The organism is Brevibacterium linens (assembly GCF_003999335.1).
Lineage (GTDB): Bacteria > Actinomycetota > Actinomycetes > Actinomycetales > Brevibacteriaceae > Brevibacterium > Brevibacterium linens.
In genome coordinates this window covers 3,492,996-3,507,042 of the sequence record NZ_CP026734.1, presented here as the reverse complement: position 1 = coordinate 3,507,042, position 14,047 = coordinate 3,492,996, and the positions used below count along the sequence as shown (strand labels likewise).

Annotated in this window: 10 protein-coding genes; 5 read left to right on the top strand and 5 right to left on the bottom strand. The window is 65.8% G+C overall.

The genetic code is table 11. The features are described from left to right. Positions 1-12: 12 nt before the first annotated feature. A complete protein-coding gene (locus tag CXR29_RS15815) occupies positions 13-1,047 on the bottom strand; it encodes an agmatine deiminase family protein (RefSeq protein ID WP_101554358.1) in 1,035 nt (344 codons plus the stop codon). Between the two features lie 200 nt (positions 1,048-1,247). On the opposite strand from CXR29_RS15815, the gene CXR29_RS15810 reads away from it, so the two are divergent. The 3 genes from CXR29_RS15810 (at position 1,248) to CXR29_RS15800 (ending at position 4,687) form a co-directional block, all read left to right on the top strand. Next, positions 1,248-2,423 carry a CaiB/BaiF CoA transferase family protein gene (locus CXR29_RS15810; protein ID WP_101554357.1) on the top strand — a complete coding sequence of 392 codons (1,176 nt, stop codon included), beginning with the start codon at positions 1,248-1,250 and terminating at the stop codon, positions 2,421-2,423. Between the two features lie 292 nt (positions 2,424-2,715). Next, a complete protein-coding gene (locus tag CXR29_RS15805; RefSeq protein ID WP_101554356.1) occupies positions 2,716-3,504 on the top strand; it encodes a DUF5819 family protein in 789 nt (262 codons plus the stop codon). Next, positions 3,494-4,687 (top strand): HTTM domain-containing protein, encoded by a 1,194-nt coding sequence (locus CXR29_RS15800; protein WP_240812222.1) that lies wholly within the window; start codon positions 3,494-3,496, stop codon positions 4,685-4,687. Before CXR29_RS15805 ends, CXR29_RS15800 begins: the two co-directional genes overlap by 11 nt. 331 nt (positions 4,688-5,018) lie before the next feature. Here CXR29_RS15800 and clpB read toward each other — a convergent pair whose 3' ends face one another. After that, on the bottom strand, positions 5,019-7,625 hold the full coding sequence (gene clpB / locus CXR29_RS15795) for an ATP-dependent chaperone ClpB (protein WP_101554354.1): 2,607 nt from the start codon (positions 7,623-7,625) through the stop codon (positions 5,019-5,021). A gap of 189 nt (positions 7,626-7,814) precedes the next feature. Continuing rightward, complete coding sequence (locus CXR29_RS15790; protein WP_127365046.1) at positions 7,815-9,392, bottom strand: Na+/H+ antiporter; 1,578 nt, start codon at positions 9,390-9,392, stop codon at positions 7,815-7,817. Between the two features lie 107 nt (positions 9,393-9,499). Between CXR29_RS15790 and CXR29_RS15785 the strand changes: the two genes are divergently transcribed. Together CXR29_RS15785 and CXR29_RS15780 are read left to right on the top strand one after the other, a co-directional pair. Beyond that, a complete protein-coding gene (locus tag CXR29_RS15785; protein WP_127365045.1) occupies positions 9,500-10,279 on the top strand; it encodes an enoyl-CoA hydratase in 780 nt (259 codons plus the stop codon). Positions 10,280-10,312: 33 nt separating this feature from the next. Continuing rightward, on the top strand, positions 10,313-11,245 hold the full coding sequence (locus tag CXR29_RS15780; protein ID WP_101554351.1) for an NAD-dependent epimerase/dehydratase family protein: 933 nt from the start codon (positions 10,313-10,315) through the stop codon (positions 11,243-11,245). Between the two features lie 41 nt (positions 11,246-11,286). On the opposite strand, the gene CXR29_RS15775 is transcribed toward CXR29_RS15780, so the two are convergent. Both CXR29_RS15775 and CXR29_RS15770 read right to left on the bottom strand, forming a co-directional pair. Next, on the bottom strand, positions 11,287-12,126 hold the full coding sequence (locus CXR29_RS15775; protein WP_127365044.1) for an SDR family NAD(P)-dependent oxidoreductase: 840 nt from the start codon (positions 12,124-12,126) through the stop codon (positions 11,287-11,289). Next, on the bottom strand, positions 12,123-13,889 hold the full coding sequence (locus CXR29_RS15770) for an FAD-binding dehydrogenase (protein ID WP_206516232.1): 1,767 nt from the start codon (positions 13,887-13,889) through the stop codon (positions 12,123-12,125). The genes CXR29_RS15775 and CXR29_RS15770 overlap by 4 nt, the downstream gene beginning before the upstream one ends. Positions 13,890-14,047 lie beyond the last annotated feature (158 nt).

Below are 14,047 nucleotides of genomic sequence, written 5' to 3'. Positions count from 1 at the left end.
GCCCTGTCCGGCTCAGCCGAGACTCGGCTGCTGCTGAGTGATGCAGTGGATTCCGCCGCCGCGGGCGAAGAGCTCGCGAGCATCGACCCCGACGACCTTCCGGCCCGGGTAGACGCGTTCGAGCACGGCAGCCGCCTCGGCGTCCATCGGATCATCGAAGGTGCACGCGATGACCCCGCCGTTGGTGACGAGGTGATTGACGTACGAGTAGTCGACCCATCCCTCCTCGTCGCGCAGCACCTCGGGGGCCGGGATCGGCACGACCTCGAACGGTGTGCCGTCGGCCGTGGTCTCGGCCGCGAACTGCTCCTTGAGTCCGCGACTGAATTCGAAGTCCGGATGCTCGGGATTGCGCTGATCGTGGACGAGCACGACGCCTGGGCTGGGCATCGCGGCGACGATGTCGACGTGTCCTCGGGTGCCGAAGGTCTGGTTGTCCCGGTGGAGTCCGCGGTCGAGCCAGATGACCTTCTTCGCCCCGATCGTGCGCGCGAATTCGGCCTCCACATCGGCCTCCGTCAGCCCCGGGTTGCGCCCGGGATCGAGTTGGACGCTGCGCGTGGCAAGCACGGTGCCCGCACCGTCGACGTGGATTCCGCCGCCTTCGTTGCGCAGATCCGAAGACACCACGGGTGTCCCGGCGAGGTCCGCGACGAATTTCCCGATGTGCTCGTCGTGATCCCAACTCGCCCACTCCTGCGCACCCCAGCCGTTGAACACCCAGTCCACCGCGTGCAGCGCGCCCGCCTCGTCGATGACGAAGCTCGGCCCGATATCGCGCATCCACGCATCGTCGAGGTCGGCGTTGACGATCGTGATCCCATGGGTGATCCCCTCGCCGAGGTGGCGCTTGGCATGATCGGTCTGTGCCCTGGTCACCACGACCGTGACTGGGGTGAATTCGCTGGTGGCGCGGGCGACGGCGGCCCAGGTGGCGCGTGCGGCCTCGGCCTCTGCTTCCGTATCGCCGAGGGCGTAGCCCGACGACGGGAACGCCATCCAGACTCGATCCTGGGCGGCGGTCTCCGCCGGCATGTGCAACGTCATCGTTCGTCCCTTCGCTTGGCCGGTCACTGAGGCCGAGTGTAGCCAGAATCTCGCCACGGCGGTCGACGGATTTCGTTGTCGACCTGCCCGGCTCTCGACTCGTTTCCGCTCTCGCGCAACCCGCAGTCCAGGGCAGCCATGTCGATTCCGTATAGTCGGGCGGAGAACAGACAAGTCGAACGTGCCAAGGGAGGCATCAGTTGTCAGCAGCGGACGCAGACGCAGCATTCGGTCGGCAGGGGACGGGGCCGCTGGCCGGAACCGTCGTGGCCGACTTCTCGCGAGTCCTCGCCGGCCCCTACGCGACGATGATGCTTGCGGACCTGGGTGCCACGGTCATCAAAGTGGAGGGGACGACCGGGGACGATACACGTCACTGGGCGCCGCCTCGGCGAGGGGATGATGCGACGTATTTCCTCACGGCGAACCGGAACAAGCACTCCGTCGTCCTCGATTTCAAGGACGAGGATGATCTCGCGTTCGCGCAGCAGCTGGCCGCTCGTGCGGACGTGCTCGTGGAGAACTTCAAGGCCGGGGGACTGGCGAAGTACGGCCTCGACTATGACACGGTCAGCGCGGTCAATCCCGGAATCGTCTACGCCTCGGTGACGGGTTTCGGTCGAGGCAACCCGCAGCCCGGCTACGATCTGCTCATCCAGGGTCTGTCCGGATTCATGTCGGTGACCGGATCCGAGGAATCGGGCCCGGTCAAGGCCGGTGTCGCCGTCGTCGACGTGATCACGGGGCTGCACACGGCCGTGGGCATCCTCGGTGCGCTCAACCATCGCAAGGACACCGGGGTCGGTCAGCTGGTGGAGACGAACCTGCTGTCCTCGGCGCTGTCCGGTCTGGCGAACCAGACCTCGGCGTACGTGGCCGGCGGCGTGACTCCGCAGGCGATGGGCAACAAGCACCCGAGCCTCTACCCGTACCAGCCGATGCCCACCGCCGAGGGGCAGATCATCATCGCGTGCGGCAACGACAAGCAGTTCGCCCGGCTCGCCGAGGTGCTCGGCCACCCCGAATGGGCTGCCGATGAACGGTTCGCGAACTTCGCCGACCGCAACGTCAACCGCGATGACCTCGAACCCGAGCTCATCGCCGCGCTGAGTGAGAAGACGAATCAGGAATGGTTCGACATCCTCACCGAGGCGGGGCTGCCCTGCGCACCGATCAACTCGATCGCCCAGGGCGTGGACCTGGCATCGTCGCTGGGGCTCAAACCCGTCGCCGAGGCGGGTCAGGGAGATCGCGTCATCCCCACCGTGGCCAACCCGATCCGACTGTCCGAGACTCCGCCCAGCTACGAACTGGCCCCGCCGACGCTCGGCGATTCCACCGAAGCGGTCAAGGCGTGGCTGCGAGCCGGCGAATAGGCGGCGCTCTGCCGTGGGCCGGCGAGGCGGCCGTGGTCGGTCTGCCGTGGTTCGGCGAGCCATCGTGCCTGCGACCGCGAAAGGTGGGACATCGTGTGTGCGGTGGTCGCGGATGATGGGTCATCGTGCGTCTGATGACCGCGAATGATTGTGCCGACACCCGGGCGGGCACTGCCACAGCTGAAGTACGCTATTGACTGTGCGTTGTCACCGAGGGAACTGCGAAGCGACCAGCGCGGTGCGGGACCAGCGGTGACGACTGTCGTACTCCCAAAAGAAATCCGGAACCGAGATGGACAATGAGCCGACCGAGGTCACACCTCGGCGACGTTCGGCGGTGAAACGGACCCTGATGGTCATCGCGATGGCGATCACGGGGTTCCATATCTTCGCCAGCTTCCTGTGGATCGCCCCTGCGTCGACGATGCGGGAGGTGATTCCCGGTGATCTGCTCTCCAAATACATGATCCCGCTGTGGGGACAGTCGTGGAGCGTGTTCGCCCCCGAACCGATCAACGGAGACTACTACTTCGACGTGCGCGCGGTGATCACAACCGACAGCGGCGAAGAGATCACTCAGTGGGTGCGGGCCACCGACGTCGAACTCGACCACTCCACCTACAAGCTCTTCCCGCCGCGGTCGGCGGGACTGGGCATCGGAGTGGCCTCGGACATCAAGGGCTCGTGGGAGGATCTGCCCGACGACCAGAAGGCGATCGTCAAACTCGACTACTTCAAGGGCGATGACTCCGTCGACCGACTGGAGACGAAGATGAAGGAGTACGACGACCCGGAGAACGCGATCCCGGCCTATCTCGAGAGCGAACACCTGGCCACGGCCTATGCGACCCAGGTGGCCAAGGCCATCTGGGGCGACGATGTCCAGCGCGTCCAATACCAGGCCGCCCGCCAGAACGTCGTACCGTTCGCCGACCGCAACGACAAAGGCGCGAAACGTCCGAACATCCAGCCCGTCCCCGTGGGCTGGCGCGCACTCGTCGTCGAAGACGACCAGTCCCAGGAGGAATTCACGAAGTACTTCTGCGCCTCCGACGAAGTGAGGTGCGTCGGTGAACAGTGACAACACGACCGGCAGGGACGACCGTGACGCAGAGGTCACGGACCAGCGGACCGGTACGACCGCCTCGGCGCAGGTCTCCGCCCCCGAATTCGGGCTCGTCCCGGTGACGGCCCTCGTGCGGACGAAGCTCGCGCAGGGGTGGAACTGGCTCGAGGAGATGCTCACCGGCCGGTACCACGCGACGTACGGTCTGGCGGTGACGCGGATCCTCATCGGCCTCACCGGTCTCGGCCTCATCCTCACGAACTTCAGCGCTCGGCACTACGCCTTCGGGGTGGGGGCGGCCTGGAACGGGGAGATCGCCGAACCGAAGAGCGACTTCCCGAACATCTGGCTCTTCTCCCTCTTCCACCGGGCGGTGACTGTGCCGCCGCTGTTCACCGCGATGCTGATCGGACTCGCGCTGTTGGCGATCGTCATCATCCTCGGCTGGCGCACGCGCATCGTCCTGCCGATCTACCTCGTGCTGTGGGTGAGCTTCATCGAGCTCAACGACGGGGCCGGCGACCAGGGCGACAACGCCTACAGGATGTTCATGATCGCGATGCTCTTCGCCGATACGACACGCCGGTGGTCCCTCGATGCCAGGCGGCGGGCGCGGAATCCGGAGTTCCCGGACACCGACGGCGGTCAGTGTCGCTGGGCGCTCATCATGGCCAACAATCTGGCGATCGTCGTGCTCGCGTTCCAGGTGTGTGCGATCTACATGTCGGGTGGTCTGTACAAGGCCGGAGGTGAAGCCTGGCAGCACGGTTTCGCCGTGTACAACCCGCTGCACACTCAGCAGTTCGGGACGTGGCCGGTGCTGTCGGACCTGGTCACGGCGTGGGGGCCGATGGTCGTGGCGATCTCGTGGGGTTCGATCCTCTTCCAGTGCGCCTTCCCGTTCATGCTCTTCAACCGCTACACCCGCATCATCGCGCTGCTGGGCATCCTGTCCTTCCACTTGGGCATCGCGCTGCTCATGGGCCTGCCGTGGTTCTCGCTGACGATGATCGCCGTCGATGCGATCTTCATCCGCGACCGTTCGTTCGCGAAGGTCTCCGCCTACCTGCGGCACTGGTGGACGTCATCGGCGCCGCGGGGTGCTGGTGAGGCTTCGGGCGGTTCGGCTGGTCGAGTGGCCGGTGGGAATGCCGCGAAGGCCGGCGCACGGACTTCCGCAGGCTCCCGCGGCAAGTAGACCGCGCGCACAGCCTCCAGCAGACGGTGCTCAGCGTCCTGCAGGCGCAGAATGGGACATGTTTCTCTGAAATGCTCACCGAAGAAAGTGAGCGATTCGGAAGAACATGTCCCATTCGACTCTGTGCTCCAGTTCAGTGCCCTCGTTCTGTGCCGCCTGAGGGAACTGCGCCGCAACGACTCTCAGCCACTCCTCCTGTCGGCGAAGACATTCGCAGTTCCCGCGTTCGGCCGGCATCGGTAGGCGGAACAGCCCAGTCTGAGTTGAATAGCCCATGTTCAAACATGTGCTTTCCAACTCAGACTGGGCTGAACCCGCGTGGCCGGGAGACTCAGCGCTTGGGGCGCAGCTCCAGGCCGGTGGCCTCGGGATCCTCGGGCAGGTCGACGACCACGGTGTCCCCGTCGACGATGTCGCCGGCCAGCAGCGCGCGGGCCAGTTTGTCGCCGATCTCGCGCTGGACCAGCCTACGCAGCGGCCGGGCACCGAACGCTGGATCGTAGCCTTCGAGGGCCAACCAGTCCTCGGCACCCTGAGTGACCTCGAGCGAGATCCGGCGGTCGGAGAGCCTGCGCGACATGTGCGCGATCTGCAGATCGACGATCGACGCGAGCTCGGTCTGGCTGAGTGCGTCGAAGAGCACGATGTCATCGAGCCGGTTGAGGAACTCGGGCTTGAACGTCGAATGCACGACATCGAGCACCTTGGACCTCTGCTCCTCGGTCGACAGGTTCGTGTCGACGAGGAACTGCGAACCGAGGTTCGAAGTCAGGATCAGGATGGTGTTCCTGAAATCGACCGTACGGCCCTGACCATCGGTGAGCCGACCATCATCGAGGACCTGCAGCAGGATGTCGAAGACGGACGGGTGCGCCTTCTCCACCTCGTCGAGCAGGACGACGGAGTACGGACGACGGCGGACCGCCTCGGTGAGCTGGCCGCCCTCGTCGTATCCGACGTAGCCCGGAGGGGCACCGACGAGGCGGGACACGGTGTGCTTCTCACCGTATTCGCTCATATCGATCCTGATCAGGGCCTTCTCATCGTCGAAGAGGAAGTCCGCCAGCGACTTCGCGAGCTCCGTCTTACCCACACCGGTGGGCCCGAGGAACAGGAACGAACCGGTCGGACGGTCGGGGTCGGCGACACCCGCACGCGAACGGCGGATGGCATCGGAGACCGCGGCGACGGCGTTCTTCTGACCGATGAGGCGCTCACCGAGGATGTTCTCGGCTTCGAGCAGCTTCTCGACCTCACCTTGGACGAGGCGTCCTGCGGGGATGCCCGTCCAGGAGGAGACCACCTCGGCGATATCGCTGCTCGAGACCTTGTCCGAGACCATCGGATCCGAGGTCTGACCGGCGTCGGCCTGAGCCTCTGCTGCTTCGGCTTCGGCGATCTCCTTCTGCACGGCGGGGATCTCCCCGTAGAGCAGGCGGGATGCGGTCTCGAGGTCCGTGTCGCGCTGAGCCTTCTCGGCCTGCGAGCGCAGTTCGTCGAGCTTCGTCTTCAGCTCACCGACCCGGTTGAGGCCGGCACGCTGGGACTCCCACGTCGCTTCGAGCGAACGCAACTCCTCCTCTTTGTCGGCGAGGTCGGCGCGCAGGGCGGTCAGGCGCTCGGCCGATGCGGAATCGGTCTCCTTCGACAGGGCCATTTCCTCCATCTTCAGGCGGTCCACGGCGCGGCGGAGCTCATCGATCTCGACCGGAGCCGAGTCGATCTCCATCCGCAGGCGGGAGGCCGCCTCGTCGACGAGGTCGATGGCCTTGTCCGGCAGCTGCCTGCCGGTGATGTACCGGTCCGACATCGTCGCCGCGGCCACCAGCGCGCCGTCATTGATCGAGACCTTGTGGTGCGCCTCATAGCGTTCCTTGAGCCCGCGGAGGATCGCGATCGTGTCCTCGACGCTGGGCTCTCCGACGAACACCTGCTGGAACCTGCGCTCAAGGGCGGGGTCCTTTTCGATGTTCTCGCGGTACTCGTCCAGAGTCGTGGCGCCGATCATCCGCAGCTCGCCGCGGGCGAGCATCGGCTTGAGCATATTGCCCGCGTCCATCGAGGAGTCCCCGCCGGCGCCGGCTCCGACGATAGTGTGGAGCTCGTCGATGAAGGTGATGATCTGCCCGTCGGAGTTCTTGATCTCCTCGAGCACGGCCTTGAGCCGCTCCTCGAACTCGCCGCGGTACTTCGCACCGGCGACCATGGCGGACAGGTCGAGGCTGATCAGCGTCTTGTCCCGCAGCGATTCGGGCACGTCTCCGGCCACGATCCGCTGGGCCAGGCCCTCGACGACGGCGGTCTTGCCGACGCCGGGATCACCGATGAGGACGGGGTTGTTCTTCGTCCTGCGCGAGAGCACCTGGACGACGCGGCGCACTTCCTTGTCGCGGCCGATCACCGGGTCGAGCTTGCCTTCGCGGGCGGTGGCGGTGAGGTCGACGCCGAACTTCTCCAGCGACTGCATGGTGTCCTCGGGGTTCTCCGAAGTGACCTTCTTGCCTCCGCGCAGTTCGGGCAGGGCCGCAAGCAGTGCGTCCCGGTTCGCCCCATTCGCGCGCAGCGTCTCTCCGGCGCCGTCATCTCCGGCCGCCGCTGCGAGCAGCAGGTGCTCGGTAGAAACGAACTGATCGCCCAGGGAGGTCATCTCCTCCTGCGCGAGGTTCATCATCTCGAGTCCGGCGCGGGACAGGCCCGGCTGGCTGACCGAGGCGCCGCTGACCGTGGGGAACCCGCCGATCACTGCTTCAATCGCGGTGAGCACCGACTGCGGGTCGGCGCCGACCTTCGTCAGCAGGGCCGAGGCCAGGGAGTCGGGCTGCTTGAGCAGCGCGGCCACGAGGTGGGCCGGTTCGATCTGGTTGTTGTGCCGGGCGACGACGTCGTTGACCGCAGTCTGCAGCGCCTCCCGGGATTTGGTTGTCATCTGTGCGTCCATCTGCGCATCTCCTTCTTAAGATTCCGGGCTGATTTGAACTCTCGCCTAGAACAACATCGACAAAGTTGAGTCTATTCCGCTCAACTTTGAATTTCCAGAGGAATCTTCGTCGAAGCATCCCGCCCGGATGCGTGCCCCTGCCCCACCGGGACCGGCCCGGAATCCCGTCCGGTCGGGACCGACCCGCCCCTACCTTGTGATGACCGACTGCAGGTCGAAGCGGTGGAGCACCTTGTCCGCGACCTCCGGATCGGTGCCGCGCTCACGACGAGCTTTGAGCACCTCGGCGCGGGCGGACTGCATGGCCTTCTTCTGCACGGCCAACATCTGCTCCCGGTGTTCCTTGAACGCCATCGCCTGCTCCGAACTCGCCTGGTCATCGGTGGTTCCGCTGAGCTGATCGTGCAGGACTTTGAACCTCGCACGCAGGGGTTCGATGATGTCGTCGGGCAGGCTGTCATCGTTCTTGATCTCGCGCATCGCGGCCTTGTAGGCGCGCAGTGCGATGTCCCTGGTCGCCTGATGTTCCTTCTCCGCTTCGTCGTCGATGCCGAGGGCGGCGACGACTGTCGGAAAGCTCAGGCCCGCCAGCACCAGCGTGACCAGCAGGACCACCGCCGCCGCGACGACGACATACGACCGGCCGGGGAACGGGGCGCCGGAGGCCGTCGTGGCCGGGATCGACAGGGCGAGGGCGACTGTGGCCAGGCCGCGCATCCCGCCCCAGGTCATCAGTGTGGCATCGCGGACGCTCAAGGGGGCGGCGTCGGGATCCTCCTCGCGTCGCTTGCGTTCGATGAGTGTGCCCAGCAGCAGCCACACGAAGCGGACGGCGACGACCACGACGGCGATGAAGCCGCCGACGAGCAGCGCTCGCCCGAGGTCGGCATGCTCGGATTCGACGATGAGACGCAGATCGAGGCCGATGAGTCCGAAGGCGATCCCGGTGATGAGCATCTCGAGGACCTGCCACGTCGAGTTCTGCGTCACCCGCTCCGCGGAGTTCCCCTCGACATCGCGGCGCCGCACTTCGAGGGCGGCCACGACGACGGCGATGACCCCGCTGGCGTGGAAGTGCTCGGCCACGAGGTAGACGCCGAAGGGCAGGACGAGCATGAGGGAGGACCGAGCGATCGTGTGATCGATCTTCTCCATCACCCACCAGGCGGCGAATGACAGCACCAGGCCGACGAGGATCGCCACGACGGCGGAGATGACGAACGACACGGCCAGGTCTGCGTAGTCCACCTCGGTGCCGGCCAATACCGCGGCCATCGCGGTCTGGAAGATGACCAGGGAGGCGGCATCGTTGAACAGGCCTTCGCTCTGCAGGGTCGACATGATGCGGCGGGGGATCGACACGGTGCTGGCCACGGCTTCGACAGCGACCGGGTCGGGTGGGGCGAGCATGGCGCCGAGCGCGATGGCCGCGGCGATGGTGATTCCGGGGATGAGGAAGACCGCGGACCCGGCGACGGCGGCCACGGTGACACCGACCAGGGCCACGGACATGCCGAGGATCGTGCGCCACCGGATCGCGAACAGCGCCCACGATGTCTTCTGTGCGGCGGCGAAGAGCAGGGGCGGCAGGAAGAGAGGGAGGACGAGCTCCGGATCGATGGCCACCTCGGCGAAGGTGGGGATGAACGCACCGGCGATGCCGATGAGGACCATGAGTGCCGGCCACGGAAGTTTGAGCTTCTGCCCCAATCCGACCACCACCGAGGTGGCGGCACCGAATCCGATGATCATCAGCAGTGTGGTCATGCCAGTCCTTCCGTGCCGCTCCCCTCGGGGCGGATGGGTCCGGAGGCGGGCGGAGATCGTCGGCGCAGATTCCGCGCCGGGCCCGTGGCCTTTGGCAGAATGAGGCTATGTCGGAATCAATTGTATTCGGCCACCTCGACGGCGGGGTCGCGTCCGTGACGATCAATCGGCCATCCACGCGCAACGCGCTGTCGCTTAAGGTGATGCAATCCCTCATCGACACCCTCAACGAGGTGGCCGACCGCACCGATGTGCGCGCAGTCATCTTGTCGACCGCCGGTCATGTGTTCAGTTCCGGTCATGACCTCACCGAGATCCGCGGGGCGGATCTGGAGACCCAGCAGGTCACGTTCGATGCCTGTGCACGGCTGATGCAGCTCATCCGATCCATCCCGCAGCCGGTGATCGCGCAGGTCCAGGGAGTGGCCACGGCGGCCGGCTGCCAGCTTGTGGCGACCTGCGATCTGGCCGTCGCCGCCGAATCCGCCAGGTTCGCGACCCCCGGGGTGAAGATCGGGCTGTTCTGTTCGACGCCGATGGTGTCGGTCTCCCGTGCGGTGCCGGCGAAGCAGGCGATGCGGATGCTGCTGACCGGTGATTTCGTGACCGCTGACGATGCGCTGACGTTCGGTCTCGTCTCGGATGTCGTCGCCGATGCCGATCTGGAGTCGGCGACCTTGGAATTGGCTCGCAAGGTCGCGTCCGCCTCGTCGGCTACAGTTGCCCTAGGAAAGGCTGCGTTCTACGAACAGCGGGAACTGCCTGTGGCCGATGCCTATGCGCGGATGTCGCAGGTGATGGCGGACAACGCCGTCGCAGCCGATGCGCAGGAGGGGATCGATGCCTTCCTGAACAAGAGGGAACCGCAGTGGCAGCACCGCCGCTGAGGCGGAGGGTGTGACGATGAGAAGAGGACCGTCGTGTCGGTGATAGTGACCGGAGCCAGCGGCTTCATCGGTGGTGCCATTGCACGGGCGCTCGCCAATCGGGACGAAACGGTCTATGCCCTGTGCCGGAGAGACCCCGAGATCCCCGGGGTGAACTTCCAGTACTGGGACATCACGCAACCTGCTCCCGCGTCGGTGACCTCGTTGGCCAAGAGCGTGACTTCGGTCTTCCACTGTGCCGGAATCTCTTCGGTCAGCGCTGATGACGACGATCTCTACGCCGTGAAGGTGACGGGCACGCGTCATGTCCTCGATGCCTTCCCGGTCGCCCGAATCGTCCACCTGTCCTCGACGACGGTGTACTCCCAGACCGAACCCCACGCCGAGCTGTGGGAGGAGGCCGGGCCGAAGGACCCCAGTGAATTCGCCGACGCCTACTCCCGCACTCACGCTCTCGCCGAGCAGCTTGTCATGAGGATCCGCCCCGATGCCGCGATTCTCCGGCCCGCGTCGGTCTACGGTCCGGGGGAGACGATGCTCATGCCGTTCCTGTCGAGGCTGGCCAAGAAGGGTGTGCTGCGGCTGCCCGGCGGCGGTCGGCAGAAGCTCACCCTGACGCATGTCGACAATGTGGTGCGAGCCGCTCTCGCCTGCCTCGACGTGCCGTCGGCGGCGGGACCCTTCAATATCGGCGACCCGATTCCGTACCGGCTCAAAGAGGCGATCGTCACGCACTTCGCGCGGATGGGCTACGACCAGGTCGTCATCGAAGGCGTGGCGAAGGACAAGGCGCTGGTCGCGGCGAAGCTCGGACTCAAGATCAAGGGCGTGTTCAAGCGCGGGGACCGAGCGAAGCTCTTCCTCGTCAAGTACCTGCAGTCCGATCGGACGTACAACCTGTCGCGGCAGCAGCGGGTGCTCGGCATCTCGACTACACAACACCTCATCCCGTCCCGCCTGCGGTAGTCAGATGACCACTCCGCCGCCGGACCCGGCGACTGAGGCGCTCACCGCTTCAGCCCGTGCTGGGCGGCGACGATCTTCGATACGAGCTCGCGGGGAAGCGCACGCTGGAGCAGGAACGGCAGCGGCGCTCTGCTGCCGACGGCATAGAATCCTCGCGGCCTCGGCGCGATGATCGCATCGACGATCGTGGCCGCAACCTTGGCGGCCGGAATGCCGCCGCGTTCGTTGGCGTCGAGATGCTGGAGCATCGTCGTCACGTCCTGCGTATAGGGCGACCCCTCGTCGAGGTACTTCGTCCGTCGCAGCCCGATACCTGTGGCGATCGATCCGGGTTCGACGGTGCTCACCCATACGCCGAAGGGTGAGAGCTCCTGCCGAGCCGCCGTGGCGAAAGCGCGCAGAGCCGCCTTCGCCGCAGAATACGAACTGCGGTGGGCCAAAGGGAAGCTGGCGAGCATCGACCCGACCATGATGATGCGTCCCGCCCACCTCGCACGCATTCCGGGCAGAACGAGCTGGCTCAAGCGAACCGGCCCGAACACATTCGTGCGGAAGAGCCGTTCGATCGCCTCGGCCGGCAGCTCTTCGAACGGACCCGACTGGCTCTCCCCGGCATTGTTGATGAGCACATCGAGGCTCTCGAGCAGACCGAGCCCGTCGAGCTCTGCGGCCAGTCGGTCGGGGCCATCCGGGTCGGCGAGATCGAGCCGAAGATAACTGACGCCGGGGATCCGATCGGCAGGGGAGAGACGGTCCGGGTTCCGGCTGGTTGCCAGCACCGTGCAGCCTTTCGCCGACAGCGCCTCGGCGACGGCTCTGCCGATTCCCGAAGTGCCGCCGGTGACTAAGACGGTGAGGGCTGAACGCGCGCTGCCGGTCACGAGTGCGCTGCTTCGTCTCGTGCAGACCCGCTTTCCGGTCGCACAGATGTCACCGCACGGCCCGCCTGCTCGGCGGCAGCGCGCCCGGCACGCAGGCCGGAGAAGATGCACCCGCCGAGGAACGTTCCCTCGAGCGCGTTGTACCCGTGCATTCCGCCGCCCCCGAAACCGGTGACCTCGCCGGCCGCGTACAGGCCAGGGATCGGTGTGTTCGAGTCTGTGCCACCTGCGCTGTCACCAGTGACGGCTCCCGCCAGCACCTGCCCGTCGAGGTTCGTCTCCAGCCCGCCGAGGGTCTTGCGTGAAAGCAGGCTCAGGCGCACCGCGATGAGCGGACCGTGTGCCGAGTCGAGGATCTTGTGCGGTTTGACCGCACGCACGATCTTGTCGCCCAGATAGGACCGCGCATTGTGGATGGCCTGGACCTGCGCGTCCTTCGAAAAAGCGTGCTCGGTCTGCCGGTCCCGCTGCCGGATCTGTGCGATGAGGTGGTCGTGATCGATGACCGGCCCGCGGGAGCGTTCGTTCATTCCCGCCACCAGTTCCTCGGTGGTCTCGGCCACGACGAAGTCGGAGCCGTACTTCTTCAAAGCCTCGATCGGCCCCGGCGCATCGGAGGAGCGAACCCGATCGAGCGTGATCCGAATGTCCTTCTCCGTGAGGTCCGGGTTCTGCTCCGAACCGGAGAGCGCGAATTCCTTGCGGATGATCGACTTGTTGAGCACGAACCACGAATAGTCGTGCCCGGTCTCCAGGATTGTGCGCATCGTCCGATTCGTATCGAAGCCGGGATAGTTCGGCGCAGGGAACCGGTGGCCCTCGGCATCGAACCACATCGACGACGGCCCCGGAATGATGCGGATCCCGTGCCCCGGCCAGATCGGGTTCCAGTTCTCGATGCCCTCCGTATACGCCCAGATCCGGTCCCGGTTGATGAGGCTGGCTCCGGCATCCTCGGCGATCTGCAGCATCCGTCCGTCCACATGAGCAGGCACTCCGGCGAGCATCGTGTCCGGGAACTCGCCGAGGCGGTCGACCGGCCAGTACTTCTTCATCAGTTCGAAATTGTGTCCGATGCCGCCGGTGGTGACGAGGACGGCGGGAGCGCGGAATTCGAAGTCGGTGAGTTCGTCGCGGTTCGATTCGACTCCGCGGGCCGTGTGGCTGGGGGCGAGCGTGCGCCCGTGGACACCGACGACGGCCCCATCCTCGGTGATGAGTTCGTCGACGCGGTGACGGAAGGCGAACTCGACGAGTCCGGCGGCCTCCGCAGTCTCGACGGGTTCACGAAAGACCCGGACTACCTCGGGGCCGGTGCCCCAGGTGAGGTGGAACCGGGGCACGGAATTGCCGTGCTCGCCCGCTCCGGAACCGCCGCGCTCGGCCCAACCGACGATCGGTGTTAGGCGTAAGCCGAGGTCACGTAGGTACCGGCGCTTCTCCCCGGCCGCGAACTCGAGGTAGGCTTCCGCCCATTTCCGGGGCCAATGATCGTCCTCCCGGTCGAATCCCGCCGAGGTGGCCCAGTCGTCTTTGGCGAGTTGGAGCGAATCGTGGATGCGCAGTCGCCGCTGTTCGGGGGAGTCGATGAGGAAGAGTCCGCCGAGGGACCAGAACGCCTGTCCGCCGAGGTTGGCGCGGTTCTCCTGGTCGAGGATGAGCACGCGTTTGCCGGCCTGGGTGAGTTCGTGGGCGGCGACGAGACCGGCGAGTCCGGCTCCGACGATGATCACGTCGGGGGACGTGTGGTTGTCTGTGTCCAAAATCGACTCCTCTGTCGTCTCCGCCGGTGTGTGAACCGACGTTAAGTGGGTTCGGATTGTCCGAATTGGGCCGGTGGGCTCAGGGCTCTGACAATCTGGACACACTTACCTGCCAGTAGGTTTCAGTATTGCAGATTTTCCCGGCGAGAAGAGGGGCA

Bases quoted from the DNA above. Each gene is read 5' to 3' on its own strand.
- CXR29_RS15815 (WP_101554358.1), bottom strand. From the start codon at position 1,047: ATGACGTTGCACATGCCGGCGGAGACCGCCGCCCAGGATCGAGTCTGG.
- CXR29_RS15805 (WP_101554356.1), top strand. From the start codon at position 2,716: ATGGACAATGAGCCGACCGAGGTCACACCTCGGCGACGTTCGGCGGTG.
- clpB (WP_101554354.1), bottom strand. From the start codon at position 7,625: ATGGACGCACAGATGACAACCAAATCCCGGGAGGCGCTGCAGACTGCG.
- CXR29_RS15790 (WP_127365046.1), bottom strand. From the start codon at position 9,392: ATGACCACACTGCTGATGATCATCGGATTCGGTGCCGCCACCTCGGTG.
- CXR29_RS15785 (WP_127365045.1), top strand. From the start codon at position 9,500: ATGTCGGAATCAATTGTATTCGGCCACCTCGACGGCGGGGTCGCGTCC.